The organism is Amycolatopsis sp. NPDC024027, assembly GCF_040638975.1.
In the GTDB taxonomy this organism is placed as follows: Bacteria; Actinomycetota; Actinomycetes; order Mycobacteriales; family Pseudonocardiaceae; genus Amycolatopsis.
In genome coordinates, this window is the sequence record NZ_JBEZYY010000027.1 from 1 (window position 1) to 26595 (window position 26595).

22 protein-coding genes are annotated in these 26595 nt (G+C 71.4%); 8 read left to right on the forward strand and 14 right to left on the reverse strand.

Going from position 1 to position 26595, the window contains the following annotated elements; genetic code table 11:
• Positions 1–653: 653 nt before the first annotated feature.
• The 3 genes from AB0F52_RS43150 to AB0F52_RS43160 form a co-directional block, all read right to left on the reverse strand.
• The gene (locus AB0F52_RS43150; RefSeq protein ID WP_360183763.1) at positions 654–2216 is read right to left on the reverse strand and encodes an amidase; all 1563 of its coding nucleotides are present in this window, start codon (positions 2214–2216) and stop codon (positions 654–656) included.
• Positions 2216–3559, reverse strand: coding sequence for a type I glutamate--ammonia ligase (glnA, locus tag AB0F52_RS43155; protein WP_360183765.1), 1344 nt, complete (start codon positions 3557–3559; stop codon positions 2216–2218). Before glnA ends, AB0F52_RS43150 begins: the two co-directional genes overlap by 1 nt.
• 61 nt (positions 3560–3620) lie before the next feature.
• Positions 3621–4901: an MFS transporter gene (locus AB0F52_RS43160; protein WP_360183767.1), complete on the reverse strand. Its 1281-nt coding sequence runs from the start codon at positions 4899–4901 to the stop codon at positions 3621–3623.
• A gap of 87 nt (positions 4902–4988) precedes the next feature.
• Here AB0F52_RS43160 and AB0F52_RS43165 point away from each other — a divergent pair, with 87 nt between their 5' ends.
• Positions 4989–5606, forward strand: a complete 618-nt coding sequence (locus tag AB0F52_RS43165; RefSeq protein ID WP_360183769.1) for an LppX_LprAFG lipoprotein — start codon at positions 4989–4991, stop codon at positions 5604–5606.
• Here the strand turns inward: AB0F52_RS43165 and AB0F52_RS43170 are convergent, their stop codons facing one another.
• Complete coding sequence (locus AB0F52_RS43170; protein ID WP_360183771.1) at positions 5607–7181, reverse strand: alpha/beta hydrolase; 1575 nt, start codon at positions 7179–7181, stop codon at positions 5607–5609.
• 143 nt (positions 7182–7324) lie between these two features.
• Between AB0F52_RS43170 and secA2 the strand changes: the two genes are divergently transcribed.
• The 3 genes from secA2 to AB0F52_RS43185 all read left to right on the forward strand — a co-directional run bounded on the left by secA2 (position 7325) and on the right by AB0F52_RS43185 (position 11953).
• Positions 7325–9664 carry an accessory Sec system translocase SecA2 gene (gene secA2, locus AB0F52_RS43175; protein WP_360183773.1) on the forward strand — a complete coding sequence of 780 codons (2340 nt, stop codon included), beginning with the start codon at positions 7325–7327 and terminating at the stop codon, positions 9662–9664.
• Between the two features lie 169 nt (positions 9665–9833).
• The gene (locus tag AB0F52_RS43180; protein WP_360183775.1) at positions 9834–10067 is read left to right on the forward strand and encodes a hypothetical protein; all 234 of its coding nucleotides are present in this window, start codon (positions 9834–9836) and stop codon (positions 10065–10067) included.
• Between the two features lie 164 nt (positions 10068–10231).
• Positions 10232–11953: an NAD+ synthase gene (locus tag AB0F52_RS43185; protein ID WP_360183777.1), complete on the forward strand. Its 1722-nt coding sequence runs from the start codon at positions 10232–10234 to the stop codon at positions 11951–11953.
• On the opposite strand, the gene AB0F52_RS43190 is transcribed toward AB0F52_RS43185, so the two are convergent.
• Positions 11950–12564, reverse strand: coding sequence for a VOC family protein (locus AB0F52_RS43190; RefSeq protein WP_360183779.1), 615 nt, complete (start codon positions 12562–12564; stop codon positions 11950–11952). The genes AB0F52_RS43185 and AB0F52_RS43190 overlap by 4 nt on opposite strands.
• An 8-nt stretch (positions 12565–12572) precedes the next feature.
• Complete coding sequence (locus tag AB0F52_RS43195; protein ID WP_360183975.1) at positions 12573–13901, reverse strand: S8 family serine peptidase; 1329 nt, start codon at positions 13899–13901, stop codon at positions 12573–12575.
• A gap of 93 nt (positions 13902–13994) precedes the next feature.
• Between AB0F52_RS43195 and AB0F52_RS43200 the strand changes: the two genes are divergently transcribed.
• Positions 13995–14528, forward strand: coding sequence for a methylated-DNA--[protein]-cysteine S-methyltransferase (locus AB0F52_RS43200; RefSeq protein WP_360183781.1), 534 nt, complete (start codon positions 13995–13997; stop codon positions 14526–14528).
• A 129-nt stretch (positions 14529–14657) separates the two neighbouring features.
• Here the strand turns inward: AB0F52_RS43200 and AB0F52_RS43205 are convergent, their stop codons facing one another.
• The 3 genes from AB0F52_RS43205 to lysX form a co-directional block, all read right to left on the reverse strand.
• The gene (locus AB0F52_RS43205; protein WP_360183783.1) at positions 14658–15248 is read right to left on the reverse strand and encodes a DinB family protein; all 591 of its coding nucleotides are present in this window, start codon (positions 15246–15248) and stop codon (positions 14658–14660) included.
• A 72-nt stretch (positions 15249–15320) separates the two neighbouring features.
• Positions 15321–15890: a hypothetical protein gene (locus AB0F52_RS43210; protein WP_360183785.1), complete on the reverse strand. Its 570-nt coding sequence runs from the start codon at positions 15888–15890 to the stop codon at positions 15321–15323.
• A 63-nt stretch (positions 15891–15953) separates the two neighbouring features.
• Positions 15954–19277 carry a bifunctional lysylphosphatidylglycerol synthetase/lysine--tRNA ligase LysX gene (gene lysX / locus AB0F52_RS43215; protein ID WP_360183977.1) on the reverse strand — a complete coding sequence of 1108 codons (3324 nt, stop codon included), beginning with the start codon at positions 19275–19277 and terminating at the stop codon, positions 15954–15956.
• Positions 19278–19515: 238 nt separating this feature from the next.
• Between lysX and panB the strand changes: the two genes are divergently transcribed.
• On the forward strand, positions 19516–20379 hold the full coding sequence (gene panB, locus AB0F52_RS43220) for a 3-methyl-2-oxobutanoate hydroxymethyltransferase (RefSeq protein WP_360183787.1): 864 nt from the start codon (positions 19516–19518) through the stop codon (positions 20377–20379).
• Here panB and AB0F52_RS43225 read toward each other — a convergent pair.
• Together AB0F52_RS43225 and AB0F52_RS43230 are read right to left on the reverse strand one after the other, a co-directional pair.
• Entirely contained in the window at positions 20376–21248 is an 873-nt protein-coding gene (locus AB0F52_RS43225; protein WP_360183789.1) for a cytochrome c oxidase assembly protein, read from the reverse strand. The genes panB and AB0F52_RS43225 overlap by 4 nt on opposite strands.
• Position 21249: 1 nt before the next feature.
• Positions 21250–22179, reverse strand: coding sequence for an undecaprenyl-diphosphate phosphatase (locus AB0F52_RS43230; RefSeq protein ID WP_360183791.1), 930 nt, complete (start codon positions 22177–22179; stop codon positions 21250–21252).
• Positions 22180–22606: 427 nt separating this feature from the next.
• Between AB0F52_RS43230 and pip the strand changes: the two genes are divergently transcribed.
• Positions 22607–23551, forward strand: coding sequence for a prolyl aminopeptidase (gene pip, locus AB0F52_RS43235; protein WP_360183793.1), 945 nt, complete (start codon positions 22607–22609; stop codon positions 23549–23551).
• On the opposite strand, the gene AB0F52_RS43240 is transcribed toward pip, so the two are convergent.
• On the reverse strand, positions 23537–24088 hold the full coding sequence (locus AB0F52_RS43240; RefSeq protein ID WP_360183795.1) for a TetR family transcriptional regulator: 552 nt from the start codon (positions 24086–24088) through the stop codon (positions 23537–23539). The genes pip and AB0F52_RS43240 overlap by 15 nt on opposite strands.
• 59 nt (positions 24089–24147) lie before the next feature.
• Between AB0F52_RS43240 and AB0F52_RS43245 the strand changes: the two genes are divergently transcribed.
• A complete protein-coding gene (locus AB0F52_RS43245) occupies positions 24148–24927 on the forward strand; it encodes an SDR family NAD(P)-dependent oxidoreductase (protein WP_360183797.1) in 780 nt (259 codons plus the stop codon).
• Here the strand turns inward: AB0F52_RS43245 and AB0F52_RS43250 are convergent.
• Together AB0F52_RS43250 and AB0F52_RS43255 are read right to left on the reverse strand one after the other, a co-directional pair.
• Positions 24924–25721: an ABC transporter permease gene (locus AB0F52_RS43250; RefSeq protein ID WP_360183799.1), complete on the reverse strand. Its 798-nt coding sequence runs from the start codon at positions 25719–25721 to the stop codon at positions 24924–24926. The genes AB0F52_RS43245 and AB0F52_RS43250 overlap by 4 nt on opposite strands.
• Before the next feature lie 8 nt (positions 25722–25729).
• Positions 25730–26560 (reverse strand): ABC transporter permease, encoded by an 831-nt coding sequence (locus AB0F52_RS43255; protein WP_360183801.1) that lies wholly within the window; start codon positions 26558–26560, stop codon positions 25730–25732.
• Positions 26561–26595 lie beyond the last annotated feature (35 nt).

The following is a 26595-nucleotide window of genomic DNA, read 5'->3' on the forward strand; positions in this document are numbered from 1 at the left end:
ATTAATGCTCTCAAAGGAACCTCATACGAGGTTCAATACATAAGCTCTACTGGCTTAGTTCACTAGCACACTGTTGAGTTCTCAAGCAACACACTCTGAATCCATCCGCGTTATCGGCGGCTAAATCCTCGGCAGTTGTTCCAAGCGATATTCACAAGCTTTTGGTCGAGCATGCCTCAGCCTACGGGTTTAGTCGTAGGGGGTCGGCGGCCGCTCGTGGGCCGACGCTGAACATTACCCGGTCCGATCCGCGGTGTCAACCCGCTCGTCCCGGCCTGGTCTCCGGGGCTTGCGGCCCCGGTGTGACCCGGTGTTCCTGGCGACGAAGAGAAGATTACATGCCCCGGAACTGCCCCAAAACAGGGGGGTCACTTAACGCCATCGCTGCAGGTCAGAGCGCTTACGGAGGGCGACGGCGGCCCCGCCGGGCCGGACAGCGGGAAGCGGGCGGCGAGGGCGGGCCGGCCGAACCACCACCACGACGGCGGAAGGCGGGCCGGCGGACGCGGATCGGCCGGCCACTACGACGGCGAGGTCGGCAGGTATCCCGGCGGGCAGCGGACCGACAACGCGAATCGGCCCGCCCCTACGACGGCGAGGTCGGCGGGTTCCGCGGCGGGAAGCCCGGCCGACAGACGCGGATCAGCCCACCACTACGACGGCAACGTCGGCAGGTACCGCGGCGGGACCCGGGCCGGAGCGACCCGCTCGAAGTCCGCCGCGAGCGCCAGCACCCGGGCGTCGGACCACCGGGACCCCATGAACGAGATCCCCACCGGGAGCGGTCCGGCGAACCCCGCCGGCACCGTCACGTCCGGGTAGCCCGCCACCGCGGCCGGGGTCGAGGACGGGATCACGTCGTTGTCGCCCACCGCGCAGTCGGTCTTCCACGCCGGCGGGTTGGTCGGCGACGCGATCGCGTCCAGGTCGTACGCGGCCAGGGTCTCGTCGAGCGATCGGCGCGCGAGGTCGGAAAGCTCCGCGCGGCCGGCGAGGTAACCCGGGTCGGTCGGCGGCGGCGCGGCCAGTGCCTGCTCGAACAGCTCCTGCCCGGCGAAGCACGTGCGCTCCAGCGGGTCCGCGCGGTTGTAGGCGATCAGCTCGGCCAGGTTCCGCGGCCCGCGGGGGCGGGTCGCGAGGTAGGCGTCGATGTCGCGGTGGAACTCCGTGAGCAGCGCCGGGAACTCCAGCTCCCCCAGCCGCGCCTGGTAGGGCAGCGACACCTCGACGACGGTCGCACCCGCCTTGACCAGGGAGTTTCGTGCCGAAGTCATGACGGCGTCGGTGGCCGGGCCGAGCACCGGCAGCCGCCACAGGCCGATCCGCGCGCCACGGAGAACACCCGGGCGGAGCAGCTTCGCGTAGTCCGCCGGCTGGGTGCGCGGGTAGGTCAGCGTGGCCGGGTCCGCGGGATCGCGACCCTGCAGGACCGACAGCGTCAGGGCCACGTCGACGACGTTGCGGGCGATCGGGCCCGCGGTGTCCTGTTCGGCGGAGATCGGCACCACGCCGGTGCGGCTGACCAGGCCGAGGCTGGGTTTGTGCCCGACCGTCGCGGTCATCCCGGCGGGGCACACGATCGAGCCGTCCGTCTCCGAGCCGATCGCCACCTGGGCCAGCGACGCCGCCACGCCGGCCGCCGACCCCGCGGACGACCCGCACGGGTTGCGGTCCAGCACGTACGGGTTGTTCGTCTGCCCACCCACGCCCGACCAGCCGGACGTCGGCTTCGCGGCGCGGAAGTTCGCCCATTCGGAGAGGTTCGCCTTACCGAGGATCACCGCGCCCGCCGCGCGCAACCGCGTGATCAGGGTCGCGTCCGCGGCCGGGTGGCTGCGCAACGCCCGTGACCCCGCCGTCGTCCACTGGTCGCGGGTGTCGACGTTGTCCTTGACCAGCACCGGGATGCCGTCGAGCGGCCCGCGGAGGCGGTGCGCGCGACGGCGGGCATCACTCGACGCAGCCTGGCCCAGTGCCGAAGGGTTGAGCGCCAGTACCGCGTTGACCTTGCCGTCGATCCGGTGGATCCGGTCGAGGTAAGTGCTGGTCAGGCCGACCGCGGTGAGCCGGCCCGACGTCATCCGCGCCTGCAGCGCCGGGATGTCGGCCGAGTCGAGGTCGAACCTCGAAGGGGCCGGCGAGGCCGCGACAGGCGCGGCGGGGACGAGCACGAGTGCGGCGGCCAGGATCGCGAGGAACACCGGCCGCCGCCCCATCAGAGCACCGGCAACAGGGTTCGGAGTTCGTACGGGGTGACCGCGCTGCGGTAGTTGTCCCACTCCACGCGCTTGTTCCGGAGGAAGAAGTCGTAGACGTGCTCGCCGAGCGCTTCCGGCAGGAGCTCCGACTTCTCCATCTCGGCCAGCGCCTCCCCCAGGTTCTGCGGCAGCTGCGAGTACCCGGCGGCGCGCCGCTCGGAGTCGCTCAGCTGCCAGATGTTGTCCTCGGCGGGTGGCGGCAGCTCGTAGCCCTTCTCGATCCCCTTCAGCCCGGCGGCCAGGATGACCGAGTACGCCAGGTACGGGTTGCACGCCGAGTCCAGGGTACGGATCTCCACCCGTCGGGATGACGCCTTTCCGGGTGAATACATCGGGACGCGGACGAGCGCCGAGCGGTTCGCGCGGCCCCACGAGACGGTCGTCGGGGCCTCACTGCCGCTGATCAGGCGTTTGTAGGAGTTCACCCACTGGTTGGTGACCGCCGAGATCTCTTTCGCGTGGTGCAGCACTCCGGCGACGAAGGCCTTGCCGGTCCCCGACAGCTCGTGCGGGTCTTCGGCGTCGTAGAAGGCGTTGCGATCGCCTTCGAACAGGCTGACGTGCGTGTGCATCCCCGAACCGGGCTGGTCGGTGAACGGCTTGGGCATGAACGTCGCGCGCACGCCCTGGGTCAGCGCGACCTCCTTGACGACGTAGCGGAACGTCATCACGTTGTCGGCCATCGTCAGCGCATCGGCGTAGCGGAGGTCGATCTCCTGCTGGCCCGGTGCCCCTTCGTGGTGGCTGAACTCGACCGAGATGCCCATCGCCTCGAGCGTCTCGATGGCGTGCCGGCGGAAGTGCGTCGCGGTGGCGTGGCTGGCCTGGTCGAAGTAGCCGCCGTTGTCCGCGGGCTCCGGCTCGCTGCCGTCGTCCGGCATCGTCGAGAGCAGGAAGAACTCGATTTCGGGGTGGACGTAGCAGGTGAAGCCCGCTTCGGCGGCCTTCGACAGCTGGCGGCGGAGCACGTGCCGCGGGTCCGCCCACGACGGCGAGCCGTCGGGCATCGCGATGTCGCAGAACATGCGGGCCGAGTAGGGACCGCCGTCGGGGGTCTCCCAGGGCAGGACCTGGAACGTGGCCGGGTCGGGTTTGGCGACCATGTCCGATTCGTAGACGCGGGCGAAGCCCTCGATGGCCGAGCCGTCGAAGCCGATCCCGTCGTTGAAGGCGCCTTCGAGCTCGGCCGGCGCGACCGCGACGGACTTGAGGAACCCCAGCACATCGGTGAACCAGAGACGGACGAAACGGATGTCGCGCTCCTCGAGCGTGCGGAGCACGAATTCCTGCTGGCGATCCATGGCCGCACCCTAACCACAGCGTGTTAACGACATGTTTCGCGACGCGCCGTAGCCGCCGAAGTCACGTCGCGAGTACCGCCACGGGCTTCTTCGCCCGGGTGATGGCCAGCGAAGCGACCGACGCGATGACGGCCAGCACGGCGGCCGAATACCAGGCCAGGGTGTAGTTCCCGAGCTGGTCGCGGACCAGGCCGGCGGCCGACGCGGCGAACGCGGCCCCGAGCTGGTGGCAGGCGAACACCCAGCCGAACACGATCGGGCCGGCGTCGCCGAACGCGCGGACGCAGAGCGCGACCGTCGGCGGGACCGTGGCCACCCAATCGAGGCCGTAGAACAGGATGAACGCCCACATGCTCGGCTGCACCGAGTCGGTGAACAGGTGCGGCAGCAGCGCCAGCGAGAGCCCGCGCAGGGCGTAGTAGACGCCGAGCAGGATCCGCGGGTCGATGCGGTCGGTGAGCCAGCCCGAGAAGATCGTCCCGACGACGTCGAAGACGCCGACCAGGGCCAGCAGGCCCGCGGCGGTCGTCTGCGGCATGCCGTGGTCGTGCGCGGCCGGGACGAAGTGGGTGCCGACCAGGCCGTTGGTCGTCGCCCCGCAGATCGCGAAGCCGACCGCGAGCAGCCAGAACGTCCGGGTGCGGGCGGCCTGGCGCAGCACGGAGAGGGCGCGGCGGACCGAGCCGGTCTTCGGTGCCGGCCGCGCGACCTCGGCGCCGGCGGGCGCACCGTAGGCCGTCGTGCCGACGTCGGCCGGGTGGTCGCGGATCAGCAGGAGGACCACCGGGACGACGGCGAGCGCGGCGATCGCGATCACCAGCGACGCCGTGCGCCAGCCCGAGCCGACCGCCAGGTTCGCGATGAGCGGCAGGAAGATCAGCTGGCCGGTGGCCCCCGCGGCGGTCAGGACGCCGGTGACGACGCCGCGGCTGCGGACGAACCACCGCGTGGCGACCATCGCGGCGAACCCCATGGCCATCGAGCCGGTGCCCAGCCCGACCAGCACGCCCCAGCACAACACGAGCTGCCAGCTCGCGGTCATGAAGACCGTGCCGCCCGCGCCGAGGGCGATGACGGTCAGCGCCGTCGCCGAGACGCGCCGGATACCGAAGCGCTCCATCAACGCCGCCGCGAAGGGCGCGAAGAGGCCGAAGAGCACGAGGTTCACCGACACGGCCGAGCTGATGGTGGTGCGGGACCAGCCGAACTCTTCGTGCAGCGGGTCGATCAGGACGCCGGGAGCGGCGCGGAAGCCGGCGGAGGCGAGCAACGCGACGAAGGCGGCGCCGGCGATCAGCCACGCACGGTGCAGCTTCGGGACGGGACGGGTCTCAACGGTCACCCAGGCAGTCTCATCGCCCGCGCATGAGCTGGAAAGTGGCCGGAAGGACATCATCCGCAAGGATTGGGCCAACAGTAGGCTTTCGCCATGCCCCGCCTCGCGTTGCTGCTCGCGCTCCTCCTGACGGCCGGTTGCACGGGCTCGCCCGATACGCGAGGTCCCTTCCCGGCGGGCGCCGACCTGGTCCGCGAGGCCGCGACGTCGTTCGCCTCGGTGCGGAGCGTGCGTTTCGCGGCCGGCGTCAACGGCGTGCTGCCGGGTTTCCCGCTCCGCCAGATCGAAGGCGACGCGACCCTCGGCGACGGCGGCACCGCGACCGGCACGGCCGACGTCCAGGACGGTGACGGACACACCAAGTTCCCGTTCGCCGTGCGCGACGGGCAGGACTCACTGCCCGACGAGTACCGGGTCAGCGCGTTCCTCGGCCCGCAAGGTGCGCTGAAGCGGCTGCTCGAGGGGATGACCGACGCCAAGACCGAAGGCCGCGAGAACGTCGACGGCGCACCCGCACTGCGGGTCGCCGGCCGGGTGCCCGCCACCGTCGCGCACAGCGTGCTCCCGCCGATCGACGCCGACCTCAACGTCAAGGTGTGGGTCTCCGACGCCCTGCCCCGGCGGTTCGTCCGGCTGTGGGTGCAGATCCCGCCGCCGGACAACCACCTCAGCCCGGTGATGATCGAGCTGTCGCTGACCGAGCAGCGGTAACTACTGCCCCGAGCACCGCTTGCCGTCCGGCGGCACCGTGCCGTCGAGCAGGTAGTCCGTGCCCGCCTGGTCCACGCACTTCACGCCCTGCAGGAACACCGTGTGCTGGGTGCCCTCGAAGGTCAGCAGCGCGCCCTTCAGGCCCTTCGCGAGGTTGACGCCGGCCTGGTACGGCGTCGCCGGGTCGTTGGTCGTCGAGATGACCAGCGTCTTCGCCAGGCCTTCGATGTTCGGCACGTGCGGCTCCGAGGTGTTCGGCACCGGCCAGAACGCGCAGGCGTCCCGAGCCGCCGAAGCCGGGCGGCCGTCGTCGAGGAACGGCGCCACCTTCACGTACTCCTCCTGCGCCTTGAGGATGACGGCCGGGTCGGTGACGCGCGGGTCGTCGACGCAGCGGATCGCCGTGAAGGCGTCCTGCGTGGTGCCGTACTTGCCGTCGGAGTCGCGTTCGTTGTAGATGTCGGCGAGCTTCTCGAGCGTCGCGCCGCGCTGCTGCTTCAGCTCGTTGAGGCCCGTGTTCAGGGTGTCCCAGAGGCTTTCCTGGTAGAGCGCCTGGATGACGCCGGTGGTGGCGTCCTCGTAGGAGAGCTTGCGGCCGTCGCCGACCGGCACCGGGAAGTCGATCAGCGGCCGGACGAGGTCCTGGAACGCCTTGACCGCGCCGCCGGCGTCCGCGCCGAGCGCGCAGTCCTGCTGGGCCGTGCACGACTTCGCGAACTGCGTGAACGCCGTCCCGAAGCCCTGGCCCTGCGCGACGAGCGACTCGACCGCGTCCTGCTCGGGGTCCACCGCGCCGTCGAGGATCATCGCGCGGACGTTCTTCGGGAACGCCTCGGCGTACGCCGACCCGATCCGGGTGCCGTAGGAGTAGCCCAAATAGGTGAGCTTTTCGTCGCCGAGGACCGAGCGGAGGACGTCCAGGTCCTTCACGACGTCGCGGGTGCCGACGTTGGCCAGCATCCCGGTGCCGTCGTCGGTGCGCTGGGCGCACTTGGCGGCGAAGTCCTTTTCCTGCGATTCCTGCTTCAGCACGCCGCCCGGCGAGCCGTCGGTTTCGCTGTCGTCCGCGCGGTCGGCGTCCCGCTCCCGATCGGTCAGGCAGTGGATGGCCGGCTGGCTCGCCCCGATCCCCCGCGGGTCGAATCCGACCAGGTCGAAGCGTTTGCCGAGCCCGGTGCTCGTCATCGGCCTGGCCAGCCCGGCGGCCGCGACCATGCCCGACGCGCCCGGCCCGCCCGGGTTGACCACGAGCGAGCCGATCCGCGCCCCGGCGTCCGTCGCCTTGCGCCGGAGCAGGCCGAGCGTGATCGTGTCGCCGTCCGGCTTCGCGTAGTCCAGCGGCACGGTCAGGCGCGCGCACTGGACGTCCTTCGCCTGGAACGCCGACCGCGAGTCTTCCGATGTCGCGTAAGGTGCGCAGTCGGCCCAGCTCAGGCTCTGGCCGTAGAACCGCTCCAGACCGGCGGGCACCGGCCCGGACGGCGGGTGCGACTCGGTCGTCGGCGCGGGCGGCTCGGTCTTGCCGGAGGACGTGCACGCGGTCAGCGAGGCCGCGAACAGCACGGATGTCGCCATTGCGGTGATCCTGCGACTACGGGACCTGGCGCTGGGATGTGAGAACACGGTTGGATCGTCCCATCCGGCCGCGGAACTCGAACGCACCACCGTCGCGTTGGGTGGTGGAGGCCGGTCGAGCGAGAGAGAACGGGAGACCAGGGGTGGCAGCACTGATCAGCCGGGTGGGCAAGAAGCTCCGCCGGATCATCCAGCGGCCGGGCAGCGTCGAGCTGACCCGCTACGAAGCACTGCTGCCCGCGGTCGAGAAGCTCGAACCCGAGCTCGAAAAGCTCTCCGACGAGGAGCTGACCGAGCGGGCGGGCAAGCTTCGCGAGACGCTGAAGGACACCGCGTTCGGCGACGACCAGCTGGTCGAGGTGTGCGCGCTGGGCCGCGAGGCCGCGCGGCGGGCCCTCGGCGAGCGCGCGTTCGACGTGCAGGTGCTGGGCACGATGGGCCTGCTCACCAAGCACGTCGTGCAGATGGAGACCGGTGAGGGCAAGACCCTCGCGGGTGCGCTCGCCGCCGCCGGCTACGCGATCCGCGGGAAGCGCGTTCACGTCGTCACGGTCAACGACTACCTGGCCCGCCGCGACGCCGAGTGGATGGGCCCGGTGTACGCCCTGCTCGGCGTGTCGGTCGGCTGGGTCGAGCCCGCGCACTCCCGCGAAGAGCGTCGCGAGGCTTACGCCAAGGACGTCACGTACGGCGCCGTGGCCGAGATCGGCTTCGACGTCCTGCGGGACAGGCTGGTGACGTCGGTCGGCGACCTCGTCCAGCCGGCCCCCGAGGTCGCGATCGTCGACGAGGCGGACTCGGTGCTGGTCGACGAGGCCCGCGTCCCGCTGGTGATGGCCGGCTCGATCGACCACACCGACGCCGACGACGAGGTCGCGAAGGTCGTCCGGCGGCTGCGCCTCGGCCTGCACTACGAGACCGACAGCGAGGGCCGCAACGCGTGGCTGACCGACGCCGGCGCGTCCGTCGTCGCGAAGTCGCTCGGCCTGGAGGTCGACGACCTCTACGGCGAGACGGCGTCGGACCGGCTCCCCGCGGTGAACGTCGCCCTGCACGCGCACGCGCTGCTCACCCGCGACGTCGACTACCTGGTCCGCGACGGCAAGGTGCAGCTCATCAACGCCGCCCGCGGCCGCGTCGCCGAGCTCCAGCGCTGGCCGGACGGCCTCCAGGCGGCCGTCGAGGCGAAGGAGCAGGTCACCGCGACCGACCGCGGCGAGATCCTGGACTCGATCACCGTCCAGGCGCTGCTCGCGCGCTATCCCGAGGTCGCCGGCATGACCGGTACCGCGGTCGCCGTCGCCGAGCAGCTGCGCGAGTTCTACGAGCTCGAGGTCGCGGTCATCCCGCCGAACACGCCGAACATCCGTGAAGACCTCGAAGACCGGGTCTTCGCCTCGCCGTCGCAGAAGCTGCGCGCGATCGAGGAGGAGATCCGCACGGTGCACGAGACCGGGCGGCCGATCCTCGTCGGCACCCAGGACGTCGCCGAGTCCGAAGAGCTGGCCGAGAAGCTCGCGAAGGTCGACCTCGAGTGCGTCGTGCTCAACGCGCGCAACGACGCCGAAGAGGCCGCGATCATCGCCGAGGCCGGCAAGAAGGGCGCGGTCACCGTGTCCACGCAGATGGCCGGCCGCGGTACCGACATCCGGCTGGGCGGCACCGACGGCGCGACCCGCGAAGAGGTCGTCGAGCTGGGCGGGCTGCACGTCATCGGCACCGCGCGGTACCCGTCGAGCCGGCTCGACGGGCAGCTGCGCGGCCGGTCCGGCCGCCAGGGCGACCCGGGCAGCGCGATCTTCTTCGCGAGCCTGAACGACGAACTCGTGCTGTCGAACGCGCCGGACGTGCCCGAGGGCATCACCGACGACGAGGAGACCGGCGAGATCAAGGACCCGGCGGCGCTGCGGCAGCTCAACCACGCCCAGCGCGTCGCCGAGGGCGTCGACCTGGAGATCCACCGCAACACCTGGCGCTACACGCGGCTGATCGAGCGGCAGCGGCGGGACCTGCTGGTGCACCGCGACAAGGTGCTTCGCACCGCGTACGCGGCGGAGCAGCTCGAGAAGGCGCACCCGGAGAAGTTCGGCGAGCTGAAGGAGAAGCTCGACGACCAGGACAAGCTGGAGCAGATGTGCCGCGAGGTGCTGCTGTTCCACGTCGACCAGCTCTGGTCCGACCACCTGGCGTACCTGACCGACGTCCGCGAGAGCATCCACCTGCGCGCGCTGGCCCGGGAGACGCCGTTGGACGAGTTCCACCGCGCGGCGATCCCGGAGTTCCACAAGATCATCGCCGAGGCCGATTCGCGGGCGGCGAAGACGCTCGAAGAGGCGGAGCTGACCGACGAGGGCATCGACCTCGGTGACGCGGGCGTGCGGCGCGCGAACACGACGTGGACGTACCTCGTGCACGACAACCCGTTCGATTCGGACTTCGAGCAGACCATCAAGAAGGTCCGGAGCATGATCAAGCGGAAGTAGTTCCTCTTGCGGAGGCCCCCGTCCGGTTCGTCCGGGCGGGGGTTTCTCGTTTGTCCCGGCCCTGGCCCGCAAGGACGACGGCACCTGCGCCCGGCTCGACGAGTCCGGCACCCGGTGGGCGCGGCGCGCGGAGAAGGCGGGCAAGGCGGCGCCGGAGGGGTTCGAGGCCGTGCAGACCGACCCCGAAACCGGGAAGACCGTCGGCTGGGAGCCGGTCGGGCAGTCGGCGTTCGCGAAGTTTTTCGAGGAGGCGCGGGAGCGGCTTCCCGGTGCGGCGCCCGGCACCTACGAGCTGTGCGGTCCGGAGGTCAACGGCGATCCGGAGCAGCTCGGCGAGCACCGGCTGGTGCCCATGCCACCGCGGAGGAGTTCGGCGACGTCCCGCGTCACTTCGACGGCCTGATGACGTGGTTGCTCGCGCACCCGGAGTTGGCAGGCGTCGTCCGGCACCACCGGAACGGGCGGATGGCGAAGCTCAAGCACCGGGACGCCGTGGCCTCGGCCTGAGCGTGGCATTTCGCCCACATTCGCTCGGCCTTCCGGATGACCGTGAGCCAGAATGGCGGCATGCCGCAACTGCGCATCGCGCTCGCCCAGGTCAACCCCACCGTCGGCGACCTCGACGGCAACGCCGATCTGCACGTCGAGTGGACGCGGCGGGCCGCCGAAGCCGGCGCCCACGTCGTCGTCTTCCCCGAGATGTCCCTGACCGGCTACCCCATCGAGGACCTCTCGCTGCGCAAGACCTTCGCCGCCGCCTCGCGGCAGGGCGTCGAGTCGCTGGCGCGCCGCCTCGACGAGGCCGGCTGCGGCGAAGTGCTCACCTACATCGGCTACCTCGACCTCGACGACGTCGGCCCGCGCGACGCCGCCGCGGCGCTCTACCGCGGCGAGGTCGTCGCCCGGCAGTTCAAGCACCACCTGCCCAACTACGGCGTCTTCGACGAGCACCGCTGGTACAAGCCGGGCACCACGCTCGACGTCGTCCGGTTCCACGGGCTCGACATCGGCATGGTCATCTGCGAGGACCTCTGGCAGGACGGCGGGCCGATCTCGGCGCTCGGCCGCGCCGGCGTCGACCTCGTCGTGGCGCCGAACGCGTCGCCGTACGAGCGGTCGAAGGACGAGCAGCGGCTGCCGCTCATCGCCCGGCGCGCCGCCGAAGCCGGGGCGCCGCTGGTCTACACCAACCAGATCGGCGGGCAGGACGACCTCGTCTTCGACGGCGACTCGCTCGTCGTCGGCGCGGACGGCACGCTGCTGGCCCGCGCCCCGCAGTTCGTCGAGCACCTGCTCGTGCTGGACATGGACCTGCCGAAGACCGGGTACGCGGGCGACGGTTCGTACGAGGGCCTGCACGTCCGGCGGCGTGTCCTGAGCGAAGAGCCGCTGCCGGCGTACGAGCCGACGGCCACGCCGGTGATCAGCGAGCCGCTGTCGGACGAGGCCGAGGTGTGGCACGCGCTGGTCGTCGGGCTGCGGGACTACGTGCACAAGAACGGCTTCTCGTCGGTGATCTTCGGGTTCTCCGGCGGCATTGACTCGGCGGTCTGCGCGGCGCTGGCGGCGGACGCGCTGGGCGGCGGCAACGTCTACGGCGTCTCGATGCCCTCGAAGTACTCCTCGGGGCACTCGAAGGACGACGCCGCCGACCTGGCGCAGCGGATCGGCGCGCACTACCGGGTCGAGCCGGTCGAGGACATGGTGCGCGTGTACGTCGACCAGCTTTCCCTGACCGGCCTCGCCGAGGAGAACATCCAGGCGCGAACGCGCGGCATGCTCCTGATGGCACTGTCCAACTTGGACGGTCATCTGGTGCTGGCCACCGGCAACAAGACCGAGCTCGCCGTCGGGTATTCGACGATCTACGGCGACGCGGTCGGCGCGTTCGCCCCGATCAAGGACGTCTTCAAGACGCACGTGTGGCAGCTCGCCCGCTGGCGCAACGCCGAAGCAGCGAAACGCGGCGAGACCCCGCCGATCCCGGAGAACTCCATCACCAAGCCGCCGTCGGCCGAGCTGCGGCCGGGCCAGGTGGACACCGACTCGCTCCCGGATTACGCGCTGCTGGACGACATCCTCGACGACTACGTCGAGGGCGACCGCGGGTACGCCGACCTGGTGTCCGCGGGCTTCGACCCGGAGACCATCGACCGCGTGGTGCGGATGGTCGACAAGGCCGAGTACAAGCGGCGCCAGTACCCGCCGGGCACGAAGATCACGTTCAAGGCCTTCGGCCGCGACCGGCGGCTGCCGATGACCAACCTGTGGCGCGAGGGCAAGGCCTAGCTCAGGGCGACCTGGCGGCCCTCCGGAGTCCGGAGGGCCGCCGTCAGGCCGGCTTTCGCGGCCCGGCGGACCAGCAGCTCCAGACCGAGCGCGTCCAGCACCGTCAGCACCGAATCCGGGTCCGGGTGGGTGCCGGTGACCATCAGCAGCGGCAGGGACGGCAGGTCCCGCGTCGTCGGGTGCGGGGTGCTGCCCCAGTCGATGAGGAACGGCGCGAGGGTGCCCGGGACGCTCGGCGGGGTCAGGCGCCAGTGCAGCGTTTCGCCGTCGCCGGTTTCGCGGGACATCTCCATCGGGTCGCCCGGGTCGAAGCCGTGGGCGCGGGCCGCCGCGACCGTCGCGTCGATGTCGGTCGTGCGGACGGCCCAGGCGACCAGCGCGGGCTCCGTCAGCTCGTCGATGCCGAACGGCCGGGGCGCTTCGGGGTCCGGCTGGGCGGGGTCCGGGCCGATGACCTCCAGGTACATCCCCGCGCCGAGGTCGGCGAGGTGGTTGGCCGTGCCGACGCCGATGTGGCGGCCACCCGGCGCGGGCGTGACTCCGGTGAGGGCGGTGACCCCGGCGACGGCGTCGGCGAGGTCCGGACCGGCGTAGACGAGGTGATCGAGCACGAGCGCCATCATCCCGCGCCGACGGCGCTCGCCGCATCGGCCATGCCGTGGCCGTAGTAGGTCGTCCCGTTCCGGGTCGGCCGGCAGACGACGTCGGGACACTGGAGCGGCGTCGCCGTGGCGTAGAGCGCGCGCTTGATCCGCTCGGCGCTCCAGTGCGGGTGCTCGCTCGCGATCAGGGCGGCGACGCCGCTCGCGTGCGGCGCGGCCATCGAGGTCCCGCTCGCGGACCGGTATTCGCCGTTCGGCCAGGTCGACCAGACGCGCGCGCCGGGCGCGGCGACGCTGATCCGGGACGCCGAGTAGTTCGAGAAGCTCGCTTTGACGAGCTTTTCGTCGAGCGCACCGGTGCCGACGACACCCGGGAGTTCGTGCGGCAGCCGGGTGCAGGTCGGGTCGATCCGGCGCTCCACCGGCGTGCTGTCGGCCGGGCTCTCCTTGTCCACCGAGCGCGTGTCGAGGTCGATCCCGGCGTTGCCGGCGGAGGCGACGACGAGGACGTTCCGGCGTTGCGCGTACGCGACCGCCCGGCCGACGGCGAGCTTCGCCGCGGCCTGGTCCGGCTGGTCGTCGCAGTTGTAGCGCCACGGGATCGAGCGGTAGCTGTTGTTGGTGACGGCGAACCCGTGCTCGGCGGCCCAGACGAACCCGCAGACCATGCTCTCGGCCGTCTCGGTGTCGTCGAGTTCGGCGAGCTTCACCGCCGCGATGCGCACTCCCGGCGCCACGCCGACGACACCGGTTCCGTTGCGGGCCGCGGCGATCGTGCCCGCGACGTGCGTGCCGTGGCCGTCGAGCGTGGGGCGCCAGGCGGCGGGGCCGCGGTCGGGCCAACCGGACAGGCAGGAGACGGAGTTCTTCGCGTCGAACGCGGTCTTCAGCTCCGGGTGGGTGTCGTCGACGCCGACGTCGAGGACGCCGACGAGGGTGCGCCGGCTGCCGTCGGTGACCTGGTGCGCTTCGGGGAGGTGCAGCGCCGGGACGTCCCACGCCGTGCCCTCCGGTGGGACCTGGCTGGTGTTCGGCGAGCCGGGGCCGGTGTAGCGGAGGTCCTTGCGGGGCGCGAAGAACGCCTTCGGGACCTTCGCGGTGCGCGTCGCGCCGACGGCGTCGATGCCCGGCGTCTTCCGGACTTTCGCGGAGAAGTCGTCCTTCGCGGTGTACGCGACGACGACGCCGATCTGCGGGTAGCTCGCGACGACGGTCCCGCCGGCCTGCCTGATGACGAGCTCGGCCCACCCCGTGTGGTGCGCGACGACGACGTGCGGCATGACCAGGGGGTCGGCGGCCGCCGGAGTCGCGATCAAGCCCAGCATGAGCGCGGTGGCCAGGATCATTCGCCGCACGCGTCCTCCTCGAATTCGCCCAAACCGAACTTAGCGATCATTCGCGGCACGGCGGTACCCCTCTTCGGTCGTAGGCTGGACGGCATGACGACGGGGTTCACGGTGTTCGACACGGCGATCGGCGCGTGCGGGCTCGCCTGGCGCGACGACGTCGTGATCGGGACGTCGCTGCCCGAGGGCAGCGCGGAACGGACCCGGGCCTGGCTGGTCCGGCGGTTCCCGGACGCCGTCGAAGGGCCGCCGCCGGCCCCGGTGCGGGCCGCGGTGGACGGGATCGTGGCGTTGCTGAGCGGTGCGCGTCAGGAGCTGGCCTCGGTCGAGCTGGACTTTTCCGGGGTGCCGGCGTTCAACCGGCGCGCGTACGAGATCGCGCGGACGATTCCGCCGGGCAAGACGCTGACCTACGGGGACATCGCGCACCGGCTCGGGCAGCCGGGGTCGGCGCAGGCCGTCGGGCAGGCGATGGGGCACAACCCGTTCCCGATCATCGTGCCGTGCCACCGGGTGCTGGCGGCGGGTGGGAAGGACGGCGGGTTCTCGGCGCGGGGCGGGGTCGGGACGAAACGCCGGATGCTCGTGATCGAGGGCGCGCTGGCGGACGAGCCGACGCTGTTCTGAGCCTTCCCGCGGCGTGCTCGGAGGGGCATCACGCGTGACTGGGGAGGCATCACGCGTGATTGGAAGGGCATCTCGCGTGATTGGGGGGTCGGCTCGCGGGCCGGAGGCGGGCGCGAGCCGAGCCGCCGGTCAGGCTGGTTGGGACGCTGGGGTCCAGGGCTTGATGAAGGGGGACTCGGGCCAGCCCTCGGCGGCGGCCATGAGGGGGATTGCCGTGCCGCCGTCGATGTGCTCGCGGATGATGTCCGCGTGGCCCGCGTGGCGGGCCGTCTCCTGGATCAGGTGCAGCAGGACCCAGCGGACCGACCAGGCCTCGACGTCCTGCGGGAACCAGGGCACGCCCTTCGGCACCGGGACCGCCTGGCCGAGGTCGTCGATACCCGCGATGACCTCCGCCGTGCGGGCGGCCACCTCGTCGTAGCGGGCCAGCACGCCTTCGAGGGTCTCGTCCTCGCCCAGGCGGTGCGCGGCCTCCCACTCCCCCACCGCCTCGCCGAACGGCTTCTGCGGCACCTGCAGCACCGTGTCCATCCAGCTGTACTCGGTGCTCGCGACGTGCTTGATCAGGCCGCCCACCGACAGCGTGCTCTTCGTCGAGGCGAGCCTCGCCTGTTCGTCGGTCAGGCCGTGTGCCGCGAGTCTGAGCACGTACCGCTGCTGCTCCAGGAAGCTCAGCAGCCCGTCACGCTCGTCGGCCACCGGGCGCACGTTTCCCGCCATGTCGATCCTTCCGCCTTGGGACACCTGCGGCGATCGTGCCACCCACCACCGACATTCCGGGCGGGAATCGGGCTATCGGTGCGCGTGCCGCGGCGCGGGCTTGACGAAGGCGTACGTCCCGCCGGCGGCGTACAGGGCCGCGCGGACCACCAGCTGGGCCCGCGTGAAGACGCCTTCGTAGGCGTCCAGCTGCCGAGCGAGCACGACGGCCACCCAGGTGGCCAGCACCAGCACCAGGCCCACGACCGCGAGCGCGCGCCAGCCCGGCGGCCACCACAGGATCAGGCTGATCACCCCGGCCACCAGGACGACGTTGAGCAGCGACGACAGCAGGTCGCTGCGCTCGGGGTAGGCGGCCTGCAGCAGCACGAGCACGCCGAACGCGCTCACCGAGATCGAACTGAGCCGCGCCGTCCACTGGACCGGCCCGAGCCGGTGCAGCGGCGGCCCGGCGAGCACGAACGCGACCCCGGACACGGCGAGCAGGACCCGGAACACCGGCGGCCCGGTCAGCAGCAGCGCCTCGGCCGGGTCCTCCACCGGGGAGACCCCGGTGAGCAGGAAGAACTCCAGCAGCCAGCCCGAATACGCCAGGACGGCCACCCCCATCAGGAGGGCCGAGGCGATCCGAGCCGTGCGCACGAGGCAGAGCGTAAGCGACCGGCCGCGCCACGGCCCGTCGCCGTGACCAGGTCCACCGAGTCGTTATGCCTGCGGCCGGACGAAGGGGAACAGGACCGTCTGGCGGATGGAGGCCCCGGTGAGCATCATGAGCAGCCGGTCCACGCCCAGGCCGAGGCCGCCGGTCGGCGGCATGCCGTGCTCCAAGGCGAGCAGGAAATCTTCGTCCAGCTCCATCGCCTCGACGTCACCGCTGGCCGCGCGCAGCGACTGCCCCTCGAGCCGCCGCCGCTGCTCGATCGGGTCGGTCAGCTCGGTGTAGGCCGTGCCGACCTCGGACCCGAACGCGATGAGGTCCCAGCGCTCGGCCAGCCGCGGGTCCACCCGGTGCTGGCGGGTCAGCGGCGAGACGTCGGTCGGGTAGTCGGTGTAGAAGGTCGGCAGCACGGTCGTCCCCTCGACGAGGTGCTCGAACGCCTTGAGCACGAGGTCGCCGTGGCCGGGGTCCTCCCCCACCGGCACCCCGGCGGCCACGCAGAGGCGGCGCAGCTCGGCCACCGGCGTCCCCGAGCCGATCTCCTCGCCGAACACCGCCGAGACGGCTTGGTGGACCGGCACGACGGGCCAGTCGCCGGAGATGTCGTACTCGACGACCTTCCCGTCGGCGTCCGGCCGCCGGACGACCTGGGCGCCGTACGCCGCTTCGGCCGCGTGCTGGACGAGCTCGCGCGTCAGCGTCCGCATCGTGTCGTAGTCCGCGTACGCCTGGTACGCCTCGAGCATCGTGAACTCGGGGTTGTGGGTCGCGTCGACGCCTTCGTTGCGGAAGTTGCGGTTGAGCTCGAAGACGCGTTCGACGCCGGCGACGCACAGCCGCTTGAGGTACAGCTCGGGCGCGATCCGCAGGTACATCCGCATGTCGTAGGCGTTGATGTGGGTGACGAACGGCCGGGCGTTGGCGCCGCCGTGCACCGTCTGCAGCATCGGCGTCTCGACCTCGAGGTAGTCGGCGTGGTGCAGCCGGTCACGCACCGCGCGGACCACGGTGGACCGCAGCCGCAGCATGTTCGTCGAGTCCGGGTTGACCGCCAGGTCGAGGTAGCGCTGCCGGACCCGCGTCTCCGGGTCGGTGAGGCCCTTCCGCTTGTCGGGCAACGGGTGCAGGCACTTCGCGGTGACCGTCCACTCGTCGACGAGCACCGAGAGCTCGCCGCGCTTCGACGTCACGACCTGGCCGCTGACGCCGACGTGGTCGCCGAGGTCGACGCCGGTCCGCCAGCGGGTCAGGTCCAGCTCGCCGGCCTCCAGCATCAGCTGGATTTCGCCGCTGAAGTCCTTGACGCGGGCGAAGCACAGGCCACCGAGGATGCGCAGGTTCAGCACCCGCCCGGCGATCCGGACCCGGTGCCCGGTGGTGGTGTCCGGGGCCAGGTCGCCGTACTTCGCCACGACGTCCCCGATGTGGTCGTCGCGGCGGAAGCCGACCGGGTACGGGTCGATGCCGGCCTCGCGGAGCTTGTCCAGCTTGGCGATGCGGACGCGGACCTGTTCGGGCCGCCGCCAGGCCTTCGGCGCGGGTGCCGCCGCCGACTCCTCGATCTCCCTGACGCGCGCGACGAAGTCGTCGCTGACCGTCTCCAGCCGCAGCGACCGCGCCCGTCCGGTCGGGACGAACCCTTCGAGCGCGCCCGCGACGATGCCCACGCGCGGCAGCCGCCGGGCCGACGAGTAGCAGAGGAAGCGCGGCTCCCAGTCCGGCCCGTACTTGGCGTTGGACCGGTACAGCGACTCCAGCTGGAAGAACCGCGAGAAGACGCTCAGGATCCCGCGCCAGGCCCGCAGCACCGGGCCCGCGCCGATCCGCTCACCCTCGGAGAACACCGCGCGGAACATCGCGAAGTTGAGCGAGATCCGCTGCGCGCCGAGGTGCTGCGCGGCCGCGACCGTCTCGGCGATCATGTACTCGTTGAGGCCGTTTTCGGCGTCGCGGTCGCGGCGCATGAGGTCCAGCGAAAGCCCGCGCCGCCCCCACGGGACGAACGACAGCAGCCCGCGCAGCTCGCCGTGGCCGTCGTAGGCCTCGACCATCACGCTGCGGCCGTCGCTGGGGTCGCCGAGCCGGCCGAGCGCCATCGAGAACCCGCGTTCGGTCTCGGCGCCGCGCCAGGCCTGCGCCCGGACGAGCAGCTCGGTCATCTCGCCGTCGGGGATCTCGCCGTGGCGGCGGACCCGCGAGGTGTACCCGGCGCGCTGGATGCGCTTGACGGCCTGGCGCACCGAGCGCCGCTCCGGGCCGGCCAGGCTGAACTCGCGGACGTCGAGCACCGCTTCGTCGCCGATCTCCAGCGCCCGCAGGCCCGCCCCGGTGTACGCCTTCGCGCCGCGTTCGCTCGCCCCGAGCACGCCGGGGGTCCAGCCGTACCGGCGCGTCTCGTCGAGCCACGCGCGGACCGCGTCGGGCCACGCCTCCGGGTCGCCGACCGGGTCGGCGCTGGCGACGCTGGTGCCGCCGAGGACGCGGTAGGTCACCGCCGCGCGGCCGTTCGGCGCGAAGACGACGCTCTTGTCGCGCCGGGTGGCGAAGTAGCCGAGGGAGTCGTCCTCGCCGTGTTCGGCGAGCAGCTTCCGCAGGCGGAGCTCGTCTTCGTCCGTCCGCAGGGCGCGGCTGCGCACCCCGCGGAAGAGCAGGTACAGCGCCGCGGTGGCGACCGCCGTCGCGCTGAGGTCGAGGAGCACGTCCAGCCAGCCGGGCCCGTCTCCCACGCCGATCCGGCGCAGCTGCAGGTTCTCGCCCGTGGCGTGGTTGACGACCCAGGCGAAGCGCTCCCACGTGTCGCCGAGGTGGCCGGGGAACGCCTCGGTCAGGCCCCACCCGACCAGGATGACCACGGCGAAGCCGCCGAACAGCATGCTCAGGCCGTCACGCCAGGCGCTCGGCGCGAGGCGGGCCGGGAACGCCGGGCGCAGCGCGAGCAGCAACACGATCAGCGCGATCGAGACGACGTCGGCGACGGTCAGCACCCACAGCTGCGCGGGGATGTGCCGGACCTGCTTCGGGCCGAGCGTCAGCAGTTCGGGTGACCACAGCAGCGTCGCCTGGAGGACCAGGGTGAGCAGCAGCCCGCCGACCTGGAACAGCACCAGCGTGTACAGCGCGGCCTTCTTGCGGCGGCGCAGGGCGGCCCCGAGCACGCCCAGCAGCAGCACCATGATCAGGCTTTCGCTGGTCGGCACGCTGAGGCCGGAGAAGGCCATGTCGATGCCGTTGAGCAGGCGGCCGTGCGCGCCGCCGGTGAAGAGCAGGATCACCGAGAACACCGCGGCCAGCTGGACCACGGTCGCGACGATGCCGCCCGCCTTCGCCTTCCAGGCGGGGAGGCGACGGCGCGAGCTCGCGAGGTTTCCCATGGGTGGTTTCGTCGCCTTTCGCGGCCGGTCGGTGGTCATGCCCTCTTCTTGACGTAAGTGAACCCGGGTTGGTTGTCCCCCGACATCAACCTGAAGGCTGACCGCCCGTGGTCCCCGGGGGTGTGAAGCTTGTCGCACGCGGTTGGGGGCGGTCCGGGCGCGTGTCACTCTTTGAAACACCTCTGCTCCACGACCCGGGGACCTCGACGAGGCCTCGAGGGAAGGACGGTCGACGACGATGTCTGCCAGCGCCGAAGAACCCGCCCCCTACGGCACCGGACCCGCCGCCAAGCCGGCTTCGGGCCGGAAGGTCCGCGTCCACCACCTGCGCGAGCTCAAGGAACGCGGCGAGCCGTGGCCCATGCTCACCGCGTACGACATGTACACCGCCGCGCTGTTCGACGAGGCCGGGATCCCCGTGCTGCTCGTCGGCGACTCCGCGGCCAACAACGTCTTCGGCTACGACACCTCGCTGCCGGTGACGGTCGACGAGCTGCTGCCGCTGGTCCGGGCGGTCACCCGGTCGGTCAAGCGGGCCCTGGTGGTCGCCGACCTGCCGTTCGGTTCCTACCAGCTCTCGCCGCAGCAGGCGCTGGAGACGTCGGTGCGGTTCATGAAGGAGGGCCGCGCGCACGCCGTGAAGCTCGAAGGCGGCCGGCGGTTCGCCGCGCACGTCGAGGCGCTGACCTCGGCCGGGGTGCCGGTCATGGGGCACATCGGCTTCACCCCGCAGAGTGAGCACAACCTCGGCGGCTACCGGGTGCAGGGGCGCGGCGAAGCGGCGGACGTGCTGCTCGCCGACGCGCTGGCGCTGCAGGAGGCCGGGGCGTTCGCGGTGGTGATGGAGATGGTGCCCGCCGAGGCCGCGAAGCGCGTCACGGCGGAGCTGAAGATCCCGACGGTCGGCATCGGCGCGGGCCCGGACTGCGACGCCCAGGTGCTCGTCTGGCAGGACATGGCCGGGCTGCGGCGAGGCAAGGCGCCGCGGTTCGTCAAGCGCTACGCCGACGTGGCGACGGTGCTGCAGGACGCGGCGACCGCGTTCGCCGAGGACGTCCGCCGAGGTGAATTCCCGGCGCCGGAGCACGCGTTCCACGACTAACCCCGGCCCTTGAACCGGTCGGAAAGGGCCGGGTCGGTCTCCCACCACAGTCCCGACGTCGATGCGGCGCCCGAAGCGGCTTCTTCGTCCAGCCGGGCGTCGATCTGCTTCGCGCGCCGCTCGTCGTCGCGGGCCCAGCGGATGAACAGCGCCACCACGAACGGCAGGCCCGCGACGTCGCCGCCGATCCACAGCACGCCCGCGCCGATGATCTGGTCAGTGCGGGGATCGGGCCCCCAGCCCGGGTGCGCGGCCGCGTAGTGCGCCGGGGCGAGCAGCGGGCCCAGCCACAGCACCAGGCCGAGCGCGCCGTCGAAGATCACCTCGGCGAACGCGATCCACACCGACACCAGGTGCGGGTCCTCCCGCGGCGTCGGATCGAGGCCCAGGCGCGACCAGAAGTAGGTGAAGCCCGCCAGCACGAGCACCAGCCGGACCAGGCCGTCGGCCACCGCTGAGCGCAGCGTGAGGTCGTACAGCGGCGTCAGGTACAGCACCAGCAGCGGGGCGACCAGGACGGCCGTGACGACGGGCGGGAACGTCAGCGCGCGGGCGAGCGGGCCGCGACCGTGCCGATGCAGCCACGGGGCCTCGACGGTGTCGAGGAGCAGCCGGATCGGCGCGCCCAGGGCGAGCAGCAGCGGCGTGATCATCAGCAGCGTGACCGTCTGGACCGCGCGGACCCAGAAGAACGTCGTGTCGTAGATGGCCAGCGGTGAGCAGGTGACGACCAGGATCGTCGCGAGCCCGGCGAGGAACGCCGTCGTGCGGCCCGGCGGCCAGTCGCGGCGGCGGCGGGCCGCGCGGACGTAGAGCACACCCGCGGCGAGCACGCCGAGGACCGCCGGGGCGTCGAACGTCAGCGGCACGTCAGACCGCGAAGAAGATCAGGCTGCCGATTCCGGCGACCACGCAGTAAATGGCGAACGGGGTCAGAGTGCGCGTTTCGAAGTATCCGGTGAGAAATCGGACAGAAATGTACGAAGCGACCCCGGCGATAACGCTGCCGACGAGTGCGGGGCCGAGCGAAGCGTGGTTTTCGGGGGCGAACAGCGTCGGCATCTTGAGCACGCCCGCGGCGAGGATCACCGGCGTGGCGAGCAGGAAGGCGAACCGCGCCGCGTCCTCGTGCCCCAGCCCGCGGCGCAGGCCGGCGACCATCGTGATGCCCGAGCGGCTGATGCCCGGCAGCAGCGCGAGGATCTGGGCGGCGCCGATCAGCACCGCCTCCCCGACCCGCAGCTTCGCCAGCCGGACGTCGGTGGCTTCCTCGACCGAGACCGCCCGCATGACCAGCGTGTCTTCGGTCGAAAAGTCCACTGTGTCCCCTTCCGCAGCCGCCTTGCCGGGCTTGGAGAACTTCTCGGCGGCGTACAGGACACCGCCGTTGAGGGCGAGGAAGATCGCCGCCGGCACCGGCTTGCCGAGGTAGTCGCGCAGCAGGCTTTCGAAGAGCAGTCCGGCCAGCCCGACCGGGATGGTGGCGAGCACCAGCAGCCACGCGAGCCGCTGGTCCGGCGTGCGCACTTCGCGGTAGCGGATCGACGTCCACAGCCCGCGGATGATCCGCACCCAGTCCTTGCGGAAGAACAGGACCAGCGCGAGCGCGGTGGCGACGTGCATCGCGACCAGCACCGCGAGGTACGGCGACTCCTTGCCGATGCTCAGGTCCCGCTGCCACGAGCCGCCGAGCCAGGCGGGCAGCAGGATGCTGTGGCCGAGACTGGACACCGGAAACAATTCCGACACCCCTTGCAAGGCGCCGACGACAATCGCCTCAACATAGGTCACCGCGGACATTCCGTACCCCTTTTTCGCCGAATCCCGACACGGAAGCTACCGGCCCTTTCGTCAGCGCGAGGCAAGGGGGACACCCCAGCTCAGCGTCCCCACAGCTGATGTTCACATATATGAACTTCAATCATGTTCTTGACTGGTGTTCGGCTCGTGGCTTAGCGTTTAGCCCGTCGCCGCCACGACGAACTTCGCACCCTCGACGAGGAGGATCGAAATGCGTGAGCGGACTGCCTGCCCCCGCTGACACCCCTGAACCGGGGACCCGCTCAGCCCGGCGGCGGGGGCGGGTCCCCACCTTTCTCGGCCGTCGTCCCGGCGCCCGGCGGCGGGGCGTCGGGGCGACTGCCGAGACCCTACGGCAAAGTGTCACCTCCATGAGGCAGATCATCGTAGGGGGCAGGCAGTCATCTCATACGGCACAGTGACTCGCATGGACGAGCTCTACCCGCCGATCTCCCCTCGCGCCGAGGGATTCCTGGAAACCGGTGACGGGCACCGGATCCGGTGCCAGGAGGCGGGCAACCCGGCCGGGAAACCGGTCGTGGTGCTGCACGGCGGTCCCGGCAGCGGGATCGCCCCGATGGCCCGGCGGCACTTCGACCCCGACGTCTACCGGATCGTCCTGTTCGACCAGCGCGGCTCGGGCCGATCGACGCCGGACGCGGGCGATCTCACCGCGAACACGTTGTGGCACCTGGTCGCCGACATGGAACTGCTGCGTGCGCGGCTCGGCATCGAGCGCTGGCAGCTCTTCGGCGGCTCCTGGGGCGCGACCCTCGCCCTGGCTTACGCCGAGACGCACCCGGCGCGCGTCAGCGAGATCATCCTGCGAGGCGTGTTCACCGTGCGGCAGAGCGAGCTGGACTGGATCTACCGCGGCGGCGCGGCCCACCTGTTCCCGCGCGAGTGGGAAGCGTTCCTCGCCCCGCTCCCGGCGGCACTCCGGCAGGACCCGCTGGCGGGGTACGCGGTGTTGCTCGACGACCCGGCCGAGGAGGTCCGCCACCACGCGGCGGTGGCGTGGAGCACCTGGGAGGGCGCGACGGTTTCGGTGCTGCCGCAGGAGTCGTTCGTCCGCCAGTACGCGGACCCGGCGTTCGCGTGGCCGTTCGCCCGGCTCGCGGTCCACTACTTCACCCAGGGCGCCTGGCTCGACGACGGGCAGCTGATCCGCGACGCGGGCAAGCTCGCGGGCATCCCGGGCGTGATCGTCCAGGGCCGCTACGACACGGTGTGCCCGCCGGTCACGGCGTACGAGCTACACCGGGCGTGGCCCGGTTCGGAGCTGAAGCTGCTCGAGGGAGCCGGGCACGCGGTGACGGACCCGGGCGTCCTGGCGGCACTGCGGGCGGCGACGGACTCATTCCGCGAGTAGCACCTCGAACACCTTCTCCAGCTTCGCCACGACGACGGCTTCGTCGGCGTGCGCGAGCGCGGTGCTGCCGAGGAGCGTGCGCATCACCCAGAACCCGGCGATGACGGACAGGGCCAGCGCCGGTCCCGTCGGCTCCCGCCCCGGGAGCAGGTCGGTCAGGTGCTTCTCGACGTGCCGCTCGATGCCCGCGCGGAGGATGTCCGCGGCCCGCGGGTTGGGGGCCGAACGCAGCATCAGCAGGAACGGGTCGAGCCGCGCGGCCTCCGGAGCGGTCCGGCGCACGAGCGAGGCCGCGAGGTCCGCGGCGAGCGTCGCCGGGTCGCCGGTGAGCACGGTCCGCTCGGCCATCGCCGCCTCGACGACCTCGGCGAAGAGGCCTTCCTTCGAGCCGAAGTAGCGGTTGACGAGCATCGCGGTGACGCCGGCGGCCTCGGCGATCTCGCGCACGCCGACGCCGTCGTAACCCGCCCGGGTGAACGCTTCGAGCGCGGACGCCAGGATCGCTTCCCGGGTCGCGGCGGCATTGCGAGGTCTCATGTATACGAGTGTAGACTTAGCCTAAGTCTACAGCTGTATACCTCTGGAGAAGGTGCTTCATGGATCTCGAAATCGCTGGTAAACGCGCTCTGGTCACCGGTTCGAGCGCGGGTCTCGGCGAGGCGATCGCGCGGCTGCTGGCCGCGGAAGGCGCTTCGGTCGTGGTCCACGGCCGGGACGCGGCCCGCACGGAGAAGGTGGCGGCGGCCATCGGGGCGGCCGGGGTCGCCCTGGGCGATTTGTCGACCGACGCCGGAGCCGACGCGGTCGCCGAGGCGGCCGGGGACGTCGACATCCTGGTCAACAACGCCGGCACGTACGACCACCTCGGGTGGACCGACGCGACGGCGGCGGCCTGGACCGCGATGTACGAGGCGAACGTCGTCTCGGCGGTCCGGATGATCCAGCGCTGCGTACCGGCCATGCGCGAGCGCGGGTGGGGCCGGGTGGTCCAGATCGGCGGCGGCCTGGCGATCCAGCCCCCGGCGATGCAGCCGCACTACACGGCGACGCTGGCCGCGCGGCACAACCTGGCGGTGTCCCTCGCCCGCGACCTCGCCGGCACCGGCGTGACGTCGAACGTGGTGTCCCCCGGCGCGATCCTGGTCGGCTCCGTGCGCGACCTGCTCACGGAAATCGCCCCGGCACACGGGTGGGGGACGTCGTGGGAGGACATCGAGCGCGCCGCGGCCCGCGACCTGGTCCCGAACGACGTCGGCCGGCTGGGCCGCCCGGAGGAGATCGCGGCCGCGGTCGGCTACCTGGCCAGCCCGGCGGCGGCGTACGTGAGCGGCGCGACGATCCGCGTCGACGGCGGCACGATCCGGTCGGTCGCCTAGAGGCGGCCACCCGAAGCCGTGTCGCCGGAGAGGCGCTGGGCCAGGTACACCGGGACCGTCGACGCCACGATCAGGACCGCCGCCACCACGTTCACGATCGGGGCCTGGTTCGGCCGGAACAGGTTGTCGTAGATCCAGATCGGCAGCGTCTCCATGCCCGTGCCCAGGGTGAACGTCGTCACGATGATCTCGTCGAACGACAGCGCGAAGGCCAGCAAACCGCCCGCCAGCAACGCCGAACGCAGCATCGGGAACGTCACCAGCCGGAACGTCGTGAGGCCGGTCGCGCCGAGGTCCATCGAGGCCTCCTCCAGGTTGCCGCCCATCCGGCGCAGCCGCGCGACCACGTTGTTGAACACCACCACGATGCAGAACGTCGCGTGCGCGATGATCGCCGTCAGCAGGCCGAGGTCGATGCCCAGGATGGTCCGGAACGCGTTGTTCAGCGCGATGCCCGTGACGATCCCCGGCAGCGCGATCGGCAGGATGATCAGCAGCGACACCGGGTTGCGCCCGAAGAACCGGTGGCGCTGCAAGGCGAACGCGGCCATCGTGCCGAGCACCAGCGCGATCGCCGTCGCCGCCAGGCCCGCCTCGACGCTCGTCCACAGCGCGTGCAACGCCCCTTCGTTCGACGCGGCCCGGCTCCACCACTCCAGCGTGAACCGCGACGGCGGCCAGCCGAACGTCGTGTCCGCGTTGAACGAGTTGAGCAGCACCACCACCAGCGGGAAGTAGATCACCGCCAAGCCGAGGCCCAGCGCCGTCCACAACAACACCCGGGAGGTACGCATGAAGGCTCCTAGAGGTTGTCGAGCGCGCCGGTGCGGCGCACCGCGGCCAGGTAGCCGAGCATGATCACGACCGGCACCGTCGCCACCGTCGCCGCGAACGGGAGGTTGTTCGCCGCGCCGATGTTGTCGTAGACGACGTTGCCGAGCATCTGGGACGTGCCGCCGACGATCTTCACCGCGATGTAGTCGCCCAGCGACAGCGAAAACGTGAAGATCGAGCCCGCCACGATCGCCGGGAACGTCAGCGGCAGGATCACCGAGCGGAACGTCCGGAACGAGCGCGCGCCGAGGTCGCCGGAAGCGTCCACCAGTGAGTCGGGCAGCCGGTCGAGGCCGGCGTAGATCGGCAGGATCATGTACGGCAGCCAGAGGTAGGACAGCGTGATGATCGTCGCCGTGACGCCGTACCCGGGCGAAACCGAGCTCAGGGCGCCGTTGCCGGACAGCATCGACCGCCACGCGTACGCCTTCACCAGGTAGCTCGCCCACAACGGCGTCATCACCGCGATCACCAGGATCCGCTGCGCGCGCGGCGAAGCGAGCTTGGCCATCGCGAAGGCCATCGGGAAGGCGATGACCGCGTCGATCACCGTCACCAGCGCCGCGATCCCGACCGTGCGGAAGGTGATCGTGCGGTACACCGCGTCGGTGAACAGCGTCTCGAAGTTGCCCAGCGACCAGTCGATGACGACCTGGCCGGTGAAGCTGTCGGTGTGCCAGAACGCCGTGACGAACAGCGCGGCGAGCGCGCCCAGGTAGGCCAGGCCCAGCCAGAGCAGCGGCGCCGACAACAGGAAACCCAGGCGCAGCTTGGGTCTCCGGTAGAAGAAGGCGGTCATCTTGCCTCGCAGGATGAGGCCGGACGCGGCGGGCG

Excerpts from the sequence above, each read along its gene's own strand:
- AB0F52_RS43150 (WP_360183763.1), bottom strand. The coding sequence starts at position 2,216 with ATGGGGCGGCGGCCGGTGTTCCTCGCGATCCTGGCCGCCGCACTCGTG.
- glnA (WP_360183765.1), bottom strand. The coding sequence starts at position 3,559 with ATGGATCGCCAGCAGGAATTCGTGCTCCGCACGCTCGAGGAGCGCGAC.
- AB0F52_RS43165 (WP_360183769.1), top strand. The coding sequence starts at position 4,989 with ATGCCCCGCCTCGCGTTGCTGCTCGCGCTCCTCCTGACGGCCGGTTGC.
- AB0F52_RS43170 (WP_360183771.1), bottom strand. The coding sequence starts at position 7,181 with ATGGCGACATCCGTGCTGTTCGCGGCCTCGCTGACCGCGTGCACGTCC.
- AB0F52_RS43185 (WP_360183777.1), top strand. The coding sequence starts at position 10,232 with ATGCCGCAACTGCGCATCGCGCTCGCCCAGGTCAACCCCACCGTCGGC.
- AB0F52_RS43195 (WP_360183975.1), bottom strand. The coding sequence starts at position 13,901 with ATGATCCTGGCCACCGCGCTCATGCTGGGCTTGATCGCGACTCCGGCG.
- AB0F52_RS43200 (WP_360183781.1), top strand. The coding sequence starts at position 13,995 with ATGACGACGGGGTTCACGGTGTTCGACACGGCGATCGGCGCGTGCGGG.
- AB0F52_RS43205 (WP_360183783.1), bottom strand. The coding sequence starts at position 15,248 with ATGGCGGGAAACGTGCGCCCGGTGGCCGACGAGCGTGACGGGCTGCTG.
- lysX (WP_360183977.1), bottom strand. The coding sequence starts at position 19,277 with ATGGGAAACCTCGCGAGCTCGCGCCGTCGCCTCCCCGCCTGGAAGGCG.
- panB (WP_360183787.1), top strand. The coding sequence starts at position 19,516 with ATGTCTGCCAGCGCCGAAGAACCCGCCCCCTACGGCACCGGACCCGCC.
- AB0F52_RS43230 (WP_360183791.1), bottom strand. The coding sequence starts at position 22,179 with ATGTCCGCGGTGACCTATGTTGAGGCGATTGTCGTCGGCGCCTTGCAA.
- pip (WP_360183793.1), top strand. The coding sequence starts at position 22,607 with ATGGACGAGCTCTACCCGCCGATCTCCCCTCGCGCCGAGGGATTCCTG.
- AB0F52_RS43240 (WP_360183795.1), bottom strand. The coding sequence starts at position 24,088 with ATGAGACCTCGCAATGCCGCCGCGACCCGGGAAGCGATCCTGGCGTCC.
- AB0F52_RS43245 (WP_360183797.1), top strand. The coding sequence starts at position 24,148 with ATGGATCTCGAAATCGCTGGTAAACGCGCTCTGGTCACCGGTTCGAGC.
- AB0F52_RS43250 (WP_360183799.1), bottom strand. The coding sequence starts at position 25,721 with ATGCGTACCTCCCGGGTGTTGTTGTGGACGGCGCTGGGCCTCGGCTTG.
- AB0F52_RS43255 (WP_360183801.1), bottom strand. The coding sequence starts at position 26,560 with ATGACCGCCTTCTTCTACCGGAGACCCAAGCTGCGCCTGGGTTTCCTG.